This window comes from Kitasatospora sp. NPDC001539 (assembly GCF_040298565.1).
In the GTDB taxonomy this organism is placed as follows: domain Bacteria; phylum Actinomycetota; class Actinomycetes; order Streptomycetales; family Streptomycetaceae; genus Kitasatospora.
Window position 1 is genome coordinate 1 of sequence record NZ_JBEPAK010000032.1, and the last position, 19066, is coordinate 19066.

12 protein-coding genes are annotated in these 19066 nt (G+C 72.8%); 5 read left to right on the forward strand and 7 right to left on the reverse strand.

The window, feature by feature from the left end:
• Positions 1-230 precede the first annotated feature (230 nt).
• From ABT247_RS08360 to ABT247_RS08370, 3 genes are all read left to right on the forward strand, one after another.
• A complete protein-coding gene (locus ABT247_RS08360) occupies positions 231-1484 on the forward strand; it encodes an HRDC domain-containing protein (protein ID WP_350739918.1) in 1254 nt (417 codons plus the stop codon).
• 289 nt (positions 1485-1773) lie between these two features.
• Positions 1774-3018 carry a thiolase family protein gene (locus ABT247_RS08365; protein ID WP_350739921.1) on the forward strand — a complete coding sequence of 415 codons (1245 nt, stop codon included), beginning with the start codon at positions 1774-1776 and terminating at the stop codon, positions 3016-3018.
• 2 nt (positions 3019-3020) lie between these two features.
• A complete protein-coding gene (locus tag ABT247_RS08370) occupies positions 3021-5168 on the forward strand; it encodes a 3-hydroxyacyl-CoA dehydrogenase NAD-binding domain-containing protein (protein WP_350739923.1) in 2148 nt (715 codons plus the stop codon).
• 136 nt (positions 5169-5304) lie between these two features.
• Here the strand turns inward: ABT247_RS08370 and ABT247_RS08375 are convergent, their stop codons facing one another.
• From ABT247_RS08375 to ABT247_RS08390, 4 genes are all read right to left on the reverse strand, one after another.
• Positions 5305-6831, reverse strand: a complete 1527-nt coding sequence (locus ABT247_RS08375) for an ArnT family glycosyltransferase (protein WP_350739926.1) — start codon at positions 6829-6831, stop codon at positions 5305-5307.
• 239 nt (positions 6832-7070) lie between these two features.
• The gene (gene dxs / locus ABT247_RS08380; RefSeq protein WP_350739929.1) at positions 7071-8975 is read right to left on the reverse strand and encodes a 1-deoxy-D-xylulose-5-phosphate synthase; all 1905 of its coding nucleotides are present in this window, start codon (positions 8973-8975) and stop codon (positions 7071-7073) included.
• 193 nt (positions 8976-9168) lie between these two features.
• Positions 9169-9345 carry a hypothetical protein gene (locus ABT247_RS08385; RefSeq protein ID WP_350739932.1) on the reverse strand — a complete coding sequence of 59 codons (177 nt, stop codon included), beginning with the start codon at positions 9343-9345 and terminating at the stop codon, positions 9169-9171.
• Positions 9346-9385: 40 nt separating this feature from the next.
• Positions 9386-10564 (reverse strand): ROK family transcriptional regulator, encoded by a 1179-nt coding sequence (locus ABT247_RS08390; protein WP_350739935.1) that lies wholly within the window; start codon positions 10562-10564, stop codon positions 9386-9388.
• A gap of 594 nt (positions 10565-11158) precedes the next feature.
• Here ABT247_RS08390 and ABT247_RS08395 point away from each other — a divergent pair.
• Together ABT247_RS08395 and pepN are read left to right on the forward strand one after the other, a co-directional pair.
• Entirely contained in the window at positions 11159-12787 is a 1629-nt protein-coding gene (locus ABT247_RS08395; protein ID WP_350739938.1) for an outer membrane protein assembly factor BamB family protein, read from the forward strand.
• A 296-nt stretch (positions 12788-13083) separates the two neighbouring features.
• Positions 13084-15663 carry an aminopeptidase N gene (gene pepN / locus ABT247_RS08400; RefSeq protein ID WP_350739941.1) on the forward strand — a complete coding sequence of 860 codons (2580 nt, stop codon included), beginning with the start codon at positions 13084-13086 and terminating at the stop codon, positions 15661-15663.
• Between the two features lie 257 nt (positions 15664-15920).
• Here the strand turns inward: pepN and ABT247_RS08405 are convergent, their stop codons facing one another.
• From ABT247_RS08405 to ABT247_RS08415, 3 genes are all read right to left on the reverse strand, one after another.
• Positions 15921-16148: a hypothetical protein gene (locus tag ABT247_RS08405; RefSeq protein WP_030238515.1), complete on the reverse strand. Its 228-nt coding sequence runs from the start codon at positions 16146-16148 to the stop codon at positions 15921-15923.
• A 20-nt stretch (positions 16149-16168) separates the two neighbouring features.
• Complete coding sequence (gene malQ / locus ABT247_RS08410) at positions 16169-18385, reverse strand: 4-alpha-glucanotransferase (RefSeq protein ID WP_502892409.1); 2217 nt, start codon at positions 18383-18385, stop codon at positions 16169-16171.
• A gap of 114 nt (positions 18386-18499) precedes the next feature.
• A complete protein-coding gene (locus tag ABT247_RS08415; RefSeq protein ID WP_350739944.1) occupies positions 18500-18841 on the reverse strand; it encodes a hypothetical protein in 342 nt (113 codons plus the stop codon).
• Positions 18842-19066 lie beyond the last annotated feature (225 nt).

Consider the following 19066-nt stretch of genomic DNA (forward strand, 5'->3'; position numbering starts at 1 on the left):
GGCCGCGAGGGCGCGGGAGCGGAAGCGCAGCGACCACCCCACTCAGGAGGAACGTTCCTCCTGAGCCGCCGTCAGCATGCGGAGCGGCCGTCCCGGGCCGGCGGACCGCCGCGACAGGACGGGCGGGCCGCCCTCGCGGGCGCGCGGGACGGGCACCGCCGCTCCCGGCCGCACCAGCCTGACCAGTCCGACAACACTCCCGGTTCCGGTGACCGTCGTACCCTTGGTGGGTGACCGACGCCGTAGCAGCCATCCCAGAAGAAGCAGCCCCGGTCCCGCTCCTCGAACCGAAGGAGGGGATCCCGCCCGTCGTGGCGGACGAGCAGGCGCTGACCGCCACGATCGCCGCCTTCGCGGCGGGCACCGGGCCGGTCGCCGTCGACGCCGAGCGTGCCTCCGGCTACCGCTACGGGCAGCGCGCGTACCTGATCCAGCTGCGCCGCGCCGGCGCCGGCTCCGCCCTGATCGACCCGATCGCCTGCCCTGACCTCAGCGAGCTGGGCGCCGCCATCGCGGACGCCGAGTGGGTGGTGCACGCCGCCACCCAGGACCTGCCCTGCCTGGCCGAGGTGGGCATGAGACCCCGGCGCCTGTTCGACACCGAGCTGGCCGGCCGGATCGCCGGCTTCGCCCGGGTCGGCCTCGGGCCGATGACCGAGAACGTGCTCGGGCTGAGCCTGGCCAAGGAGCACTCGGCGGTCGACTGGTCCACCCGCCCGCTGCCCGAGCCCTGGCTGCGCTACGCGGCTCTGGACGTCGAGGTGCTGGTCGAGCTGCGTGACGCACTCGAACAGGAGCTGGACGCCCAGGGCAAGCTCGGCTGGGCCCTGGAGGAGTTCGCCGCGATCGCCGCCGCGCCCCGCCCGGCCCCGCGCACCGACCCCTGGCGGCGCACCTCGCAGCTGCACAAGGTCCGCCGGCGCCGCCAGCTCGCCGTGGTGCGCGAGCTGTGGCTGACCCGCGACCGGATGGCGCAGGAGCGCGACGTGTCCCCCGGCCGGGTCCTCTCGGACGCCGCCATCGTCAACGCCGCCCTGGCCATGCCGCTGAACATCGCCGCGCTGCAGGCCGTGCAGGGCTTCGGGCCCCGGCTGCACCGGCGCCAGCTGGAGCAGTGGCTGGCCGCGGTGCAGCGGGCCCGGGAGATCCCGGAGAACCAGCTGCCGCCGGCCGCCGCGCCGCACGACGGACCGCCGCCGCCGCGGGCCTGGGCCGAGAAGGACCCGGTGGCCGCCGCCCGGCTCTCCGGCGCCCGTGCCGCGGTGAGCGAGCTGGCCGAGCACCACCACCTGCCGGCCGAGAACCTGATCACCCCTGACCTGGTGCGCCGGGTCTCCTGGGAGCCGCCGGCCGAGCTGACGGCCGAGGGCGTGGCCGCCGCGCTGCGCCGGCTCGGCGCCCGGCAGTGGCAGGTGGACCTGGTGGCGCCGCCGGTGGCCGCCGCGTTCGTCGCGGCCGCCTCGGCCGCCCCGGCCCGGGACTGACCGGGACCACGACCGACTGCGACCGACCGCGACCGACCAGGAGCGACCGGCGGCTCGCAGCAGCAGGACTCCGAAAAGGGGATGTCATCCGTACGGACGGCATCCCCTTCGGCGTGTCCGGGAAGCCTTCCTGGTCGGACGTGTCGCGGGACACACCGGCGGAACCCTCCGAGGGGCCTGGGCAGGCTGGTTACCGGCGGGTAGCATGGCCGTGATGCGGCGCCGCTCGGGTCTTCGCCGGCGGCAGCCTGCCCACCTCGAAATGTTGGTCCCTGGGAGGAGAGCCCGCGTGCCTCGTACCGCGAGGGACGTCGTCTTCGTTGACGGCGTCCGCACCCCGTTCGGCAAGGCCGGCCCGAAGGGCATCTACCACGAGACGCGCGCCGACGACCTCGTCGTCAAGTGCATCCGGGAGCTCGTGCGCCGGAACCCGAACCTGCCCGTCGAGCGCATCGACGAGGTCGCGATCGCGGCCACCACGCAGATCGGCGACCAGGGTCTGACCATCGGGCGCACCGCCGCCCTGCTGTCCGGCCTGCCGAAGTCCGTCCCCGGCTACGCGATCGACCGCATGTGCGCCGGCGCGCTGACCGCCGTGACCACCACCGCCGGCGGCATCGCCTTCGGCGCGTACGACGTGGTCGTGGCCGGCGGTGTCGAGCACATGGGCCGCCACCCGATGGGCGAGGGCGTCGACCCCAACCCGCGCTTCGTCTCCGAGAAGCTCGTCGACGAGTCCGCCCTGTTCATGGGCATGACCGCCGAGAACCTGCACGACCGCTTCCCGCACATCACCAAGGAGCGCTGCGACGCCTACGCCGTGCGCTCCCAGGAGAAGGCCGCCAAGGCGTACGCCAACGGCGACATCCAGCCCGACCTGGTGCCGATCTCCATCCGCAACACCAACCCCGAGGTCGGCGAGACCGGCTGGGGCCTGGCCACCGTGGACGAGCCGCTGCGCCCGGGCACCACGATGGAGTCCCTCGCGGGTCTGAAGACCCCGTTCCGTCCGCACGGCAACATCACCGCGGGCAACTCGGCCGGTCTGAACGACGGCGCCACCGCCTCGCTGCTGGCCGCCGAGGACGTCGCCGAGGAGCTCGGCCTCCCGGTCAAGATGCGCCTGGTCTCCTACGCCTTCGCGGGCGTCGAGCCCGAGGTCATGGGCATCGGCCCGGTGCCGGCCACCGAGAAGGCCCTGGCCAAGGCCGGCCTCACCATCGACGACATCCAGGCCTTCGAGGTCAACGAGGCCTTCGCCGTCCAGGTGCTGGCCTTCCTGGACCACTACGGCATCGCGGACGACGACGAGCGGGTCAACCCGTACGGCGGTGCGATCGCCTTCGGCCACCCGCTGGCCTCCTCGGGCGTGCGCCTGATGAACCAGCTGGCCCGCCGCTTCGAGCAGCGCCCGGACGTCCGCTACGGCCTCACCACGATGTGCATCGGCTTCGGCATGGGCGGCACCATCATCTGGGAGAACCCCCACTGGAGCGGGGCGACCGAGAACACCGAGCTCGAGGGTGGTAAGTGATCATGACCAACACCACTGAGCTGCTCCAGCACGGCGCCGAGCTGTTCCCGGGCGAGGTCGTCACGACCGCGCACGTCCGCCACCTGGACCTGCCGCTGCAGGCCGGCAAGCTGGCCCTGATCACCCTGGACAACGGCTTCGACCACACCAAGCCGACCACCTTCGGGCCGGGCTCGCTGCTCAAGCTGTCCGAGGCGCTGGACCAGGTCGAGGCCGAGGCCGCCGAGGGCGCCATCGTCGGCGCCGCGATCACCGGCAAGCCGTTCATCTTCGCGGTCGGCGCCGACCTCAAGGGCGTCGAGCTGCTCAAGCAGCACGCCGACGCGCTGGCCATCGGCAAGGGCGGCCACGAGGTCTTCAAGCGGATCGCCGCGCTGCCCGTCCCGACCTTCGCCTTCTACAACGGCGCGGCCATGGGCGGCGGCGTCGAGGTCGGCCTGCACTGCGACTACCGCACGGTGTCGGCGGGCGTTCCGGCCTTCTCGCTGCCCGAGGTCTTCCTCGGCCTCGTCCCCGGCTGGGGCGGCTGCACCATCCTGCCGAACCTGATCGGCGCCGGTAAGGCCGTCAAGGTCATCATCGAGAACTCGATGAACCAGAACAAGCAGCTCAAGGGCAAGGACGTGTTCGAGCTGGGGATCGCCGACGCGATCTTCGAGCCGGCCGACTTCCTGGAGCAGTCGCTGCTGTGGGCCGCCAAGGTCCTCAAGGGCGACGTCGTCGTCGAGCGCGAGCCGATCGACCGCGGCAAGGCCTGGGACGACGCCGTCGCCTGGGGCCGGCTGGTCGCCGACGGCAAGGTGCACGGCGCCGCTCCGGCCGCCTACAAGGCGCTGGACATCATCGCCGCCGTCAAGGACGCCGACCTCGCCGACAAGGCCAGCCTGCAGGCCGGCTTCGACGCCGAGGACGCGGCCCTGGCCGACCTCATCATGAGCGGCGAGCTGCGCAGCGGCATCTACGCCTTCAACCTGGTGCAGCGCCGGGCCAAGCGCCCGGTCGGCGCGCCGGACAAGTCGCTGGCCCGCCCGGTCACCAAGGTCGGCGTCGTCGGCGCCGGTCTGATGGCCTCCCAGCTGGCGCTGCTGTTCGCCCGCCGTCTGGAGGTGCCGGTGGTCCTCACCGACATCGACCAGGAGCGCGTGGACAAGGGCGTCGGCTACGTCCACGCCGAGATCGACAAGCTGCTCTCCAAGGGCCGGATCGGCCAGGACAAGGCCAACCGCCTCAAGGGCCTGGTCTCCGGCTCGCTCGACAAGGCCGTGGCCTTCGGCGACGCGGACTTCGTCATCGAGGCCGTGTTCGAGGAGATGGGCGTCAAGCAGACCGTCTTCGCGGACCTGGAGAACGTGGTCTCGCCGACCTGCGTGCTGGCGACCAACACCTCCTCGCTGTCGGTCACCGAGATGGCCTCGAAGCTGAAGCACCCGGAGCGGGTCGTCGGCTTCCACTTCTTCAACCCGGTCGCGATCCTGCCGCTGCTGGAGATCGTCCGCGGCGACAAGACCGACGACGCGTCGCTGGCCACCGCCTTCGCCGTGTCGAAGAAGCTGAAGAAGACCTCGGTGCTGTGCAAGGACGCCCCGGCGTTCGTGGTGAACCGGATCCTCACCCGCTTCATGGGCGAGATCCAGGGCATCATCGACGAGGGCACCCCGATCGCCACCGTCGAGAAGGCCGTCGAGCCGCTCGGCCTGCCGATGTCCCCGATCGTGCTGCTGGAGCTGGTCGGCCCGGCCATCGCCCTGCACGTCTCGGAGACCCTCCACGGCGCCTTCCCGGAGCGGTTCAGCGTCTCCGAGAACCTCGCCAAGGTGGTCAAGGCCGGCAAGCGCGGCTTCTACACCTGGGTGGACGGCAAGCAGGTCCTCGACCCCGAGGTGCTGGAGCTGCTGACCTTCGGCGACTCGGTGCTCACCGAGGAGCAGGTGCTGAACCGCGCCCTGGAGGCCGTGGCGCAGGAGATCGGCCTGATGCTGGAGGAGGGTGTCGTCGCCGAGGCGCAGGACATCGACCTCTGCATGATCACCGGTGCGGGCTGGCCCTTCCACCTGGGCGGGATCACCCCGTACCTGGACCGTGAGGGCGTCTCGGAGCGGGTGAACGGCAAGCGGTTCCTCGCCCCCGGCCTGGCCTCGGTGCCCGCGTAACGCGTAGTGCCACGGAAGGAGCCCCGGCGACCTGGTCGCCGGGGCTCCTTCGCGTGCGCGCGCTGTTCGGTGGGCCGCCGGTCCGTTCGGCCGACCGCCGGTCCGTTCGGTGGGTCCGGGAGCGCGGGTCCCGGGGTCAGTGCTTGAGGCGGTAGACCACGGTGTCGCCGATGACGCCGATCATCTCGTAGTGGGTGTCCAGCAGGTTCTCGATCCGGGGGATCATCACCGGCTGGTACGGCGCGATGCCGGAGTCGTCCACGAAGACCTCGGGCAGGCCGTTGGCCAGTTCCTTGTCGAAGGTCTGCCAGGCGTTGTTGACGCTGAACTGCTCGCCGACGTTCTGGCTGCCGTCCTTGCCGCCGCTGTAGTTGGTGAGGAAGCCGGCGGTCAGGTAGCGGGTGGCGGGCTTGCGGTCGGCCAGCCAGTACAGCTCGGGGTGCATGCCCCAGACCAGCACCGTGTCCTTGGGGGTGGTCTGGGCGGCGACCGCGGTGGCGACCTCGGTGTTGCGGCTCATCTGCTCGCCCGGCCAGGCCAGTGCCAGGCCCCAGAAGACCGTCGCGGCGGCGGTGGTGTACACCAGGACGGGCTTCCAGCGGATCGCCGAGGTGGCGACCGCCCCGGTGCCGAGCAGCACCAGCGGGGGGATCAGCTGGAGGTAGTAGTGGCCGAAGAAGTGGAAGCCCACGCTGACCGCGACGGCCGAGGAGAGCAGCCACACCCACAGGTCGGTGGTCGAGCCGTGCTCCTCCCCGGCCGCCGGCAGCGGGCGGTGGCGGTGCTTGAACCAGAGCCGGCGGCCGACCGGGTACAGGAAGCCGAGGCCCGCCGCGGCCAGGATGCCCAGGTTGCCGAAGGCGCGTCCGAGCATCTGCAGCCAGGCTCCGCCGAAGGTGGCGTAGTCGCCGCTTCCGGTGACCACCCAGAAGAGGAAGCCCTTGGGCTTGGTCAGGATGACCGCGACCAGCGCTATCGGCACCGCGAAGCCGAACCCGATCTTGAACAGGGCGGGCGGCCAGCGCACCCCCCGTCGGCGGGCGTCCTGGAGCAGCATCCAGAGCACCGGCAGCAGGACGGCGCCGCCGGTCTGCTTGGTCAGCGAGCAGAGCGCGACCGCGATGCCCGCGGCCAGCCAGCGGCGCCGTTCGGCGTACCGGAAGGCGGCCACCATGGCGGGCAGCATGAAGACCTCGAAGGTCGCCGCCTGGGTGTCCTCCGGAGAGAGCCCGATGGAGATCAGCAGGTACAGCAGTCCGGCCCCGGCCCCGGCGCGGTTGCCCCAGCGGCCGCGGGCGATCGAGGCCAGCAGGATCGCGGTGGTCAGGTGCGCCACCACGGCGAGGGTGCGCAGCGGCCAGAGCGAGGCGGAGCCGAAGACCGCGAAGCAGGCCTGGTAGAGCCAGGGGAGCAGCGGCGGCTTGCGGTCCACCACGGTGTCGTACAGCACCCCGCCGTCCGCCAGCATCCGGGCCTGGGTGGCCAGGAAGCCCTCGTCCGGGCTCCAGACGGGTCGGACGAAGGAGGGGATGTGGGTGAGCAGTGCCACCAGCGCGAGCACCGGCACCAGCCTGGTCCAGTACCCCTGGCGCAGATGGGTACGGGCGCGCTCGGGCAGGCGCTCGGCCAGTCCGACGGGGCGGAGGCGGGTGGGGGTGGGCACGTTGACAACCTACCGGGCGGGATCGGCGCCGGTGGCGCCGGTCCCGCCATTCAGTGCGATTGTCGGCTCGTACCGTGATGAACTGTTACGAAGTTACGACAACCGGTCGTCAGCGGAACGGGCTAGCTCGGCCTGGCCGGCCGGCGCAGCAGGGCTGCGGAAGCGGCCGAGGCGGCCACGGCTGCCGAAGCGGCCGAGGCTGCCAGGACGACTCGGGCCCGTTCCGCGGGGACGGCGGCTCAGGCCTCGACCGGCGCCGCGTCCAGCTTCGCCACCAGGGCGGTCACCCTGGTCGCGATGTCCGGGGCGTTCAGGCCGATCTCGGCGAGGATCTCGTCCCGGCTGGCGTGGTCCAGGAACTCCTGCGGGATGCCGAAGTCGCGCACCGGGAGGTCCACGTCCGCGTCCCGCAGCGCCTGCGCCACGGCGGCGCCGACACCGCCGGTCCGGCCGTTGTCCTCGATCGTGACGACCACCCGGTGCTCCGCGGCCAGGCCCGGCAGGGCCGGGTCGACCGGCTTGACCCAGCGCGGGTCCACCACGGTCGCGGTGATGCCCTGGGCGGCCAGCAGGTCGGCGACCTCGAGGCTCGTCGCGGCCATCGCACCGACCGAGACGATCAGCACGTCGGCGCGGTGCGCGCCGCTCGGCTCCGCGGCGGCGCGCAGCACGTCCATGCCGCCGACCCTGCCGACCGCCGGGACGGCCGGGCCGACCGTGCCCTTGGAGTAGCGGACGACGGTGGGGGCGTCCTCGACCTGGACGGCCTCGCGCAGTTGGGCGCGCAGCTGGTCGGCGTCGCGCGGGGCGGCCAGCCGCAGCGTCGGGACGACCTGGAGGATCGACATGTCCCACATGCCGTTGTGCGAGGCGCCGTCCGCCCCGGTGACCCCGGCCCGGTCGAGCACGAAGGTGACGCCCAGCTTGTGCAGGGCGACGTCCATCAGGACCTGGTCGAAGGCCCGGTTGAGGAAGGTCGCGTAGACCGCGACCACCGGGTGCAGGCCGTTGGTGGCCAGGCCAGCGGCGCTGGTGACGGCGTGCTGCTCGGCGATGCCGACGTCGAAGATCCGGTCCGGGAAGGCCTCGGCGAAGGGGGCCAGGCCGACCGGGTGGAGCATCGCGGCGGTGATGCCGACGAGGTCCTGGCGCTCGCGGCCGAGCGCGACCATCTCCTCGGCGAAGACCGAGGTCCAGTCCTTGCCGGCGCTCTTGATCGGCAGGCCGGTCTCCGGGTGGATCACGCCCACCGCGTGGAAGCGGTCCTCGTCGTTGTTCTCGGCGGCGTGGTAGCCGCGGCCCTTCTCGGTGAGGCAGTGCACGATCACCGGCCCGCCGAAGCCGCGCGCCTTCGTCAGCGCCGACTCCAGGGCGGTCAGGTCGTGGCCGTCGATCGGGCCGATGTACTTGAGGCCGAGGTCCTCGAACATGCCCTGCGGGGCGATGAAGTCCTTGAGGCCCTTCTTGGCGCCGTGCAGCGTCTCGAACAGCTGCTGGCCGACCACCGGGGTGCGCTGCAGCGCGTCCTTGCCCCAGGACAGGAAGCGCTCGTAGCCCTGGGTGGTGCGCAGGGTGGCGAGGTGGTTGGCCATGCCGCCGATGGTCGGCGAGTAGGAGCGCTCGTTGTCGTTGACGACGATGACGACGGGGCGGTCCTTGGCGTCGGCGATGTTGTTGATCGCCTCCCAGGCCATGCCGCCGGTCAGCGCGCCGTCGCCGATGACGGCGACCACCGGGTCGTTCTTGCCCTGGAGCTGGTTGGCCTTCGCCAGGCCGTCGGCGTACGAGAGCACGGTGGAGGCGTGCGAGTTCTCGATCACGTCGTGCTCGGACTCGGCGCGGGACGGGTAGCCGGACAGGCCGCCCTTCATCCGCAGCCGGGAGAAGTCCTGGCGGCCGGTGAGCAGCTTGTGGACGTAGCTCTGGTGGCCGGTGTCGAAGAGGATGCGGTCGCGCGGCGAGTCGAACACCCGGTGCAGGGCGATGGTGAGCTCCACCACGCCGAGGTTGGGGCCGAGGTGGCCGCCCGTCTTGGAGACCTCGGTCACCAGGAAGGTCCGGATCTCCTGGGCCAGTGCGGCCAGCTGTCCGGGCGTGAGCCGGTCGAGATCGCGCGGTCCCCGAATGCGGGTCAGCAGGGCCACCCGTTCCTCCTCGTTCAGTGTTCACGGACCGCGTGCGGTCCGACGGGCGTCGCTGCCCGGTCCGGCGGCAGGCCGGCGGTCGCGGTCGGTGCCGACCGGTCGAGTCTAATGTCCGCTTGACGGACACCGAGCGGCGCGCCCGGTGCCACCGAGCGGTTACCGCCATTCCGGGAGGTCGGGCCGGGGGCGGTGGTCAATGCGGTGTTGACGGATGGGTGTTCTCGGGCGGCGTTCGCGGCCTCCCGGCGGTGTCCCCGGTGACGTCCTGGTCGGTGTGCCCGGTGACGTCGTCGGTCACGTCGTGGCCGGTGTGCCCGGTGGCGTCCTCGGTCACGTCGTGGCCGGTGTGCTCGGTGACGTCGTCGGTCACATCGTGGCCGGTGTGCCCGGTGACGTCCTCGGTGACGTCCTCAGTGGCGGCCGAGGGCGCCCGACTCCCCCATCTCGCTCATCACCAGGGCCAGCGCCCCGAGCACCTCGGCCCGGCCGCCGAGGGTGCCGGGGACGACCGACAGCTGGCGGGCGGCACTGGGGATGGCGTAGCGGGCGACCGAGTCCCGGATGGGGGCGAGCACCAGCTCACCGGCCTCGGCGAGGTCGCCGCCGAGGATCACCCGGCGGGGGTTGAGCAGGTTGCACAGGGTCGCCACGCCCGTACCGATCTGCCGGCCGGCGTCCGCGATCACCCGGCGGCAGCCCAGGTCCCCCTGCTGGGCCAGCTCGACCAGCCGGGGCAGGCTGAGGTCCGGACCGAGGGTCGGGCTGAGCAGCGAGAGCAGGTAGCGGGAGCCGACGAAGGTCTCCAGACAGCCGCGGTTGCCGCAGCGGCAGACCGGGCCCGCCTCGTCCAGGGTGATGTGCCCGATCTCACCCGCGGTGCCGCCCGGGCCGCGGTAGATCTGGCCGTTGACCACCAGCCCGGCGCCGACACCGCTGGCGATCTTGATGTAGGCGAGGTCGCTCAGCCCCCGGCCGGCACCCCAGACCAGTTCGCCGAGCGCGCCCAGGTTGGCGTCGTTGTCCACGTGCACCGGCATGCCGAGGCGCTCCGCCAGCTCCCGGCCGGGGGCGATGCCCGTCCAGCCGGGCAGGATCGCGGTCGAGCCGAGCGCACCGGTCTCCACGTCGATCGGACCGGGCACCCCGAGGCCGACGCCGATCACCTTCTCCGGGCGGAAGCCGGCCTGCTCCAGCAGCCGGTCGACCATCGCCTCGGCCCGGTCGAAGCCCTGCGCGGCGGAGACGTCCACGTCGATCGGGGCGCTCTCCTCGGCCAGCACCCGGTGCGCCAGGTTGCCGACCGCGACCCTCAGGTGGGTGTGGCCGAAGTCGATGCCGACGACGATGCCGGCGTCGCCGCTGAGCGAGACGCTGCGGGCGCGGCGGCCGCCGGAGGAGGTGTCGGCGACCACGACGGTGCCGCTCTCCTTCAGTTCCCGCACGATGTTGGAGACGGTGGCCGCGGACAGGCCGGTACCCCGGGCGATCTCGGCCTGGGTGAGCGAACCGGCCATCCGCACCGCCCGGAGCACCCGCTCCAGGTTCGCCCGGTGCAGCGACGACTGCGAGCCCGGTGTGTCCGTCGACATGATCCACCCTCCCAGGGTGGGGATCCCTCCGCCGGGTGTCCCCTTCAACTCCTGAAGGGTACGGCGCGGGACGTGCCGGTGTGGGGGTGGGCTCTCGGGAAGGCGGCTCTCCGGGGGGTGGGGACGCGGCCGACCGGGGGGCGCGGGGTACCGGGGCGGCGGGTCGGGGGTGGAGCGCCGGACGTGCGTCCGGTGGCGTCCCCGGGGGTGCGCGCGGAGGGTGGCGTCCCGGCGGCTCCCGGCAGCGTCCTGCCGGTGGCGTCCTGCCGGTGCCGGGCGCGGGTGCGTGGGGGTGGCGTGGGTGGGCGGTGAAAGTGTTGCGCGGTCAGGGCCTGTCGGGGCGGGGTTCGGCGGTCCTGGCGACGGCCGAAAACGACCCACCACTAGCATGGTGCCGAATCTCACCCGTCCCACCGGACCGCGGATGGTACCGACAGGGGGACGCTTCCAGACATGACGGGGAATCAGATGGCAGGGGATCACCCTACGCCGGGCGCGGGCGAAGCGCCGGGCAGTGGCCCGCAGGAGAACCGCGGCGTCTCGTTCGGGCGCCCGGCAGGCGGCGGAGTCGATCCGGCCGCCGTCGCGGACCAGATGACGCAGCTCGACGGCTCGGCGATTCCGGGCCAGGGCGCACCGCCCGCGCCGGCCCAGCCGCCGGCACCGCCCGCGCAGCCTCCGGGGGGCGTCGACTACGTGCCGTACGCGCCGACCGCGGCCGCCCTCCCCGCGCAGGCACCGCCGCCGCCTCCGGGCGGCGCGCCGGTCGGCCCGTACGACCCGGTGCCCGGCGGCGGCTACCCCACCCCCGACTACAACGCCGGCGGGTACAACTACCAGCAGCCCGGCTACAGCTACCCGGGTGCGCCGGTGCCCGTCGCGCCCGCGCGCCGCAACCCGGTGATGGTGTGGGGCGGCGTCATCGGCGGTGTCCTGGTGGTCGCCATCGTCATCGCGCTGGTCGTCCTGCTCAAGGGGAACCCCAAGCCCGGCCCGGTGGCCGACAACGGCGGCACCACGGCCGTGACCACGAACGGCACCACCAGCGGCAGCGACGGGGGATCCACCACCAACCCGTCGAAGGCGACGTACAAGGTCGCCTGGGACGCCGCCAAGCCGCAGAACTCGGACTCCTCGCAGCTGCTCGGGGCCTGGGGCGCCGGCCAGACGGCCGTGCGCGCGGACGGCACCGGCATCCGCGCCTACAACCTGGCGGACGGCAAGGAGGCCTGGAACATCCCGGTGCCCTCCGGCTCCAAGGAGCTGTGCACCGCGTCCTACTCGCACAACTCCAAGAACATCGTCGCGGTCTCCTTCAACACCGGTGACTACGACTGCTCCACCATCGGCGCCGTCGACATCTCCCAGGGCAAGCTGCTCTGGACCGTCAAGGCCACCGCGGACCGGCTGTCCTCGCCGACCCTCAGCGTCACCGACAAGGTGGTCGCCGTCGGCCCGGTCGGCGGCCTGAACATCGACAACGGCCAGCCCGTCTGGCAGTTCAAGGGCCGCGGCAAGGACTGCAGCGTGTACGGCGCCACGGCCGGCTCGCAGATCGCGATCACCGACCGCTGCTACGACGTCAGCCCGAAGTCCGTGCTGCAGATCGTCAACGCCGAGACCGGGCAGCCCACCAGCCAGCCGATCACGCTCACCGGCAGCATCGAGCGCGTCGACAAGGTGATCAGCACCAACCCCCTGGTGGTCCTGATGACCAGCGGCCCGAACGGCGACTACATCCTGCCGTTCGACAAGGACAACAAGCCGGGCAACCAGATGTCGACCAAGGAGGCCGGCTCGGACAGCCTGCGGCTGTCGGGCCAGTCCGACGCCGTCACCCAGAACGTGGTCATCGGCAGCACGATGTACGTGCAGATCAGCGGCAGCAAGTCGGGCATCAACGCGTACGACCTGAACACCGGCAAGCGCCTGTGGTCCACCTCCGCCCAGTCCAGCAGCGACGACATGCGGCTGGTCTCCGGCGCCACCAAGGACGGCAAGGTCCGGGCGATCGTCGGCCAGGGCTACGACAAGCCGGCCAAGCTGGTGACGCTGTCGCCGAGCGACGGTTCGATGAGTGACATCGGCACCATGGCGATGCCGGACGGCATGGACATCGGGATGGGCAGCGCCGAGTACTTCGTCACCGACGACAACAGCGCGGTCATCGCCTACCGCCGCTCGAGCAGCTACTCGACGCCGATGACGAAGTGGTCGAAGTGACGGTGGCGCCGGTCGCGGGCGGTGACGCCGGTCGCGGAACGGCGAGCGCCGGTCGCGGAACGGCGGGCGCCGGTCGCGGAACGGCGAGCGCCGCCGGAGAACGGTGACACGGATCGTGGATTCCGGGGTCTGACCCCGGGCCGCGGGCATCCGCCGGGCGGGGCGGGCACGGGCTGCTGAGGGACTGTCGCGGACAGCCCTCCGCTCCGGGCCCGCCCCGCCTGTGATTTTCGGGCCGGTCCGGACGTTGGGCATGCGAGGATTCCGTCCAACAGCCTGACAAAGGAGTGCAGCGAGTGCCCGGCACCAATCTGACCCGCGAGGAGGCCCGCACCCGGGCCGACCTCCTCCGGGTGGACGCGTACGACATCGAGCTCGACCTCAGCTCGCCCCGCGAGGGTGGCACCTTCCGGTCCACCACGGTGGTCCGGTTCACCGCCACCACGCCCGGCGCGGACACCTTCATCGACCTCGTCGCCCCGAGCGTCGAGGAGATCACCCTCAACGGCGCCCCGCTCGACCCGAGCACCTTCGCCGACAGCCGCATCCCGCTGCCGAACCTGGCCGCCGAGAACGAGCTGCGCGTCGTCGCCGACTGCGCCTACACCAACACCGGTGAGGGCCTGCACCTGTTCGTCGACCCGGTCGACGGGGAGACCTACCTGTACACCCAGTTCGAGGTGCCGGACGCCCGCCGGGTCTTCGCCAACTTCGAACAGCCCGACCTGAAGGCCTCCTTCGCCTTCACCGTGACGGCCCCCCGGGGCTGGGTCGTGGTCTCCAACTCGCCGACCCCGGAGCCGGTCGGCGAAGGCGACACCCAGGTCTGGAAGTTCGAGCCCACCGGCCGGATCTCCACCTACATCACCGCGCTCATCGCCGGTCCGTACGTCGGCGTCTTCGACACCTACGAGAACGGCGAGCAGCGCGTGCCGCTCGGCGTCTACTGCCGGCCGTCGCTGCGCGAGTTCCTGGACGCTGAGGCGATCTTCGAGGTCACCAAGCAGGGATTCGACTACTTCCAGGAGAAGTTCGACTACCCGTACCCCTTCGCCAAGTACGACCAGCTCTTCGTCCCGGAATTCAACGCCGGCGCGATGGAGAACGCGGGCGCCGTCACCTTCCGTGACCAGTACGTGTTCCGCTCCAAGGTCACCGACGCCGCGTACGAGGCGCGCGCCGCGACGATCCTGCACGAGCTGGCGCACATGTGGTTCGGCGACCTCGTCACCATGGAGTGGTGGAACGACCTCTGGCTGAACGAGTCCTTCGCGACCTTCGCCGAGGCGGTCTGCCAGGCCGAGGCGCCCGGCTCCCGGTGGCCGCAGTCCTGGACCACGTTCGCCAACCAGATGAAGACCTGGGCCTATCGGCAGGACCAACTGCCGTCCACCCACCCGATCATGGCGGACATCAACGACCTGGAGGACGTCCAGGTCAACTTCGACGGCATCACCTACGCCAAGGGCGCCTCGGTGCTCAAGCAGCTGGTGGCGTACGTCGGCCAGGACGCCTTCTTCCAGGGCGTGCAGGCGTACTTCAAGCGCCACGCCTGGGGCAACACGCGGCTGGGCGACCTGCTCGGGGCGCTGGAGGAGGCCAGCGGGCGCGACCTCAAGGCCTGGTCCAAGTCCTGGCTGGAGACCGCCGGCATCAACGTGCTGCGGCCGTCCATCGTGCTGAACACGGACGGTGAGATCGAGTCGTTCGCCGTGCTGCAGGAGGCGCCCGCGCTGCCGGCCGGCGCCAAGGGCGACGCCGTGCTGCGGCCGCACCGGATCGCCATCGGCCTGTACGAGCTGGCGGACGGCGCCCTGGTGCGCACCGACCGGATCGAGCTGGACGTCGACGGCCCGCGCACCGAGGTCCCGGAGCTGGTCGGGCGGCACCGGCCGGCCGTCGTGCTGCTCAACGACGACGACCTCTCGTACGCCAAGATCCGGCTGGACGAGGACTCGATGGCCGTCGTCACCGAGCACCTGGGCGGCTTCGCCGAGTCGCTGCCGCGCGCGCTGTGCTGGGCCTCCGCCTGGGACATGACCCGCGACGGCGAACTGGCCGCCCGCGACTACCTGTCGCTGGCGCTGTCCGGCATCGGGCGGGAGAGCGACATCGGCGTGGTGCAGTCCGTCCAGCGCCAGGTCAAGCTCGCCCTGGACGCCTACGCCGACCCGGACTGGCGCGAGGAGGGCCTCACCCGCTGGGCCGCCGCCGCCGAGGAGCACCTGCGCGCCGCGGAGCCCGGCAGCGACCACCAGCTGGCCTGGGCCCGCGCCCTCGCGTCCGTGGCCCGCACCGACGGTCAGCTCGCGCTGCTCGCCGGGCTGCTGGACGGCTCCGTGGAGATCAAGGGCCTGGCGGTGGACACCGAGCTGCGCTGGACCCTGCTGACCCGGCTCTCGGCCACCGGCCGGGCGGACGAGGCCGCCGTCGCCGCCGAGCTGGAGCGGGACAACACCGCGGCCGGCCAGGAGCACGCGGCTACCTGCCGCGCCGCCCGGCCGACCGCCGAGGCCAAGGCGGAGGCCTGGGCGGCGGTGGTGGAGTCGGACAAGCTCACCAACTACGTCCAGGAGGCCGTGATCGCCGGCTTCCAGCAGTCCGACCAGCGGGAGCTGCTGGCGCCGTACGCGGCGAAGTACTTCGCCGCCGTCAAGGGCGTCTGGGAGACCCGCAGCCACGAGATCTCGCAGCAGATCATCGTCGGGCTCTACCCGGCGCTCCAGGTGTCCGAGGAGACGCTCGCCGCCACCGACGCCTGGCTGGCCGAGGCCGAGCCGGCCCCGGCGCTGCGGCGCCAGGTGGTCGAGGCGCGGGCCGGGGTGGAGCGCGCGCTCAAGGCCCAGGCGGTGGACCGGGCGGCTGGCGGCCGCTGACCGGGCGTCCGGAAAGCCCGAGGGGGCACCGGGAGAACGCGAAGGGGCGCCGGACGGGGATTCACTCGTCCGGCGCCCCTTCGGGGTCGTGCGGGTCGTGCGGGTGGCGCGGTCGTGCAGGTGGCACGCGGCTGGCGCGGTCGTGCGGATGGCGCGGTCGTGCGGGTCGTGCGAACCGCTCGGGTCCTGCCGGGCTGCGCGTCCTACCGGGCCTGCGGTCGCGCGCGGGTCCTGGTGGACGTTTCGCGCGCGGCGGGCTACTTCTTCTTGCCCTTGCCGTACGGCAGGCCGGCCAGACCGGCGATCACCGCGAAGGCCACGAGCGGGAGGAACACGTACAGGCCGAGGGTCTGGCCGACGCTCAGGCCGGAACCGGGGTCATCGCCGTCGTCCCGGGTGAAGGCCATGGCGGGCGACGACAGCAGCATCATCAGCGTGACCGTTGCGGAGACCGCGCCGGCTCGCAAAGCGTTCCTCTTGTCCACGTTTCCAACTTACCCGCCGCTTATGGCAGGGCGCGCGTCGGGGTCGGCCTTCCGGTTCCCGGGGCTCCTCCGGGCCCTCGCACGGGATCGGCCGGGGTGGGCGCCGGGGTGGGAGCCGGGGTGGCGGCGGGCAGGGCGAGGAGCTGAGCCAGCAGCCGGGCGGCCGGGACGGCGGCCAGCCGGTCGAGGGTGACCGGGGCCCCCGAGCCGTCGGCGACCGGCAGGCGCCAGTTCGGGTACTGGTCCCAGGTGCCGGGGAGGTTCTGCGGACGCGGGTCGCCGACCAGGTCCGGCAGCCACACCCCGACCAGCTCGGCCGGGGTCGCCCGCAGGAAGCGGTACAGCACCGGCATCGACAGCGGCTCGCCCGCGGGGAGCAGCCCCAGCCGGGCCAGCTCGGCCCGCCAGTCCGCCAGCTCGCTCGCCGCCGCCTCCTGCTCCTCCCCCAGCGGCCGGGCCAGCAGGCCGAGCCGGTGCCGCAGCTCGACGTGCTCGCCGGAGAGCCGGGCCGCCGTGCTCGGCAGGTCGTGGGTGGTGAGGGTGGCCAGGCAGGCCGCCCGCCAGCGGTCCGGGGGCAGGATGCCGCCGCCGGAGTGCCAGTCCCGCTCGAACCAGAGCACCGAGGTGCCGAGGATGCCGCGCGCCGCCAGCTCCTCCCGCACCCCCGGCTCGACCGTCCCCAGGTCCTCGCCGATCACCGCCGTCCCCGCCCGGTGCGCCTCCAGGGCCAGCACCCCGAGCATCGCCTCGGCGTCGTAGCGCACGTAGGCGCCCTCGGTGGGCGGGTGGCCGGCCGGGACCCACCAGAGGCGGAACAGGCCCATCACGTGGTCGATGCGCAGGGCGCCCGCGTGCCGGGTCGTCGCCCGCAGCAGCTCCGCGTACGGGGCGTAGCCCGCCCGGGCCAGCGCGTCCGGGCGCCAGGGCGGCAGGCCCCAGTCCTGGCCGTGGGCGTTGAAGGCGTCCGGCGGGGCGCCCACCGAGATCCCGCCGGCCAGCACGTCCTGGAGCGCCCAGGCGTCCGCGCCGTCGGGGTGGACGCCGACGGCCAGATCGTGGATCAGGCCGACCGGCATGCCCGCCTCGCGGGCGCTGCGCTGGGCGGCGGCGAGCTGCTGGTCGACCTGCCAGGCCAGCCAGCGGTGGAACTCGACCGCCTCCTGGAGCTCCTTCGCCGCCTGCTCGACGTGGGGACCGTCCGGGTGACGCAGCCCCTTCGGCCAGTGGTGCCAGTCCGGGCCGTGCACCTCGGCCAGGGCGTTCCACAGCGCGTGCCGGCGCAGCCACTCGCCCTCGCGCCGCTGGTACGCCTCGTAGGCGGCCTGCCGGCCCGGGCCGCGCGGCACCTCGTGCAGCAGCTCCAGGGCCTCGCGCTTGAGCGCCCAGACGGCGTCCCGGTCGATCAGGCCGTCGTGGCCGAGCACCTCCTCGCGCAGCCGGGCGGCGCGTCGGGTGAGGTCGTCGGCCCGCTGTCGCTGCTCCGGTGCCAGGTAGGCGTACTCGGGGACGGCCTCGATCCGCAGGTGCACCGGGTCCGCGAAGCGGCGGGAGGACGGACGGTACGGGGACGGGTCGGTGGGGACGCCCGGGGCGCCGGGCAGCGCCTGGTGCAGCGGGTTGATCTGCACGAACCCGGCGCCGAGGTCCGCGCCCGCCCACTCGGCGAGTTCGGCGAGGTCCCCCAGGTCGCCCATGCCCCAGGAGCGGTCCGACAGCACGGAGTACAGCTGGGCGAGGAAACCCCAGCTGCGGCCGGGGAGTTGGGGCAGCCGCTCGGGCGCGACGATCAGCGGCGCGGTGGCCGTCCGGCCGTCGGTGCGCGCCGTGAGCACGTGCCGCCCGAGCGGCAGGTCCGCGGGCAGCCAGTGCGAGTGGCCGCGCGGCAGCTCCCAACTGCCGCCGCCCTCCAGCTCCACCCGCAGCAGGACGTCGGCCGGCACGTCCAGCGCCGTCCGCCGCCCCTGCCGCACCACCACGCACGGCGGCAGCAACCTCGCCCGCTGCTCGGCCCGGTGACGCTCCAGCGCCTCCCGCGCCTCCTCCGGCGTCCCCGCCGCCACCCCCAGCGCCCCCAGCACCGCGACCAGCGTCCGCGCCCCCACCGCCTGCCCGCCCGCCCCGGGATGACGGGTGTCCACCCCGTACGCCTGCGCCAGCGCCACCAGTTCCGCCGGCGGCGGCGGCGCGTCCTGCGCTGGTACTTGCTCGGCTCCGTCACTGTCGTGGTACGCGGCCACTCGCGGCTCCTGCGATGTCTCGGCAACACCCGGGTAGGACAGCCACAGTCCTACCCGGGTGACGGGCCGATGACGCTGCGCGACACGGAGCCTGACCCCCCGTCGTGCCCGCTCCTACGCCTGGGGCGCCGCGAAACGGAGCAACTGCACCTCGACACCCTGCGCACGGGCGAACTCCGCGATGCCCTCCGCCGCGGCCGCCAACGCGGCCGCGAGCTCCCCGAGCACCGGTTTCCTCCGCTCCCGGACGGGCACCGCCTTCGCCGCCTGCCAGGCGGCCCGGTAGGCGTCCTCCCGGCCCGACCCTCTCGTCGTAGTCGATGAGACCGTCCAGATCGAGGGCGAGTTGTCGGCGCTCCGCAGCCATGTCCAGCTGCGCGGTGACCGAAAGGAGGCCCCCACGAGCTTCACGTGCAGCGCGCCGATCTTCCGACTCACCAGAATCTCGGCCAGCACCGCGTGCCAGTGCTTCTCCTAATCCAGCATCAGTTCTCGCGCTCCTTCAGCATCCGGGCAAGTCAGCTCCGCGAGGCCGCCGGCACCAGTCACACCGCCTGCGACAACCAGTGCCTCATCGCCGGGACTCGACAGGAAGGAACTCGCCAAGTCCGCCGCGGAGGATGCGCGCACCTGGCTGAACGGGCTGCGGACCGTCTGCCAGTGCCGGAACACGCCGTGCGC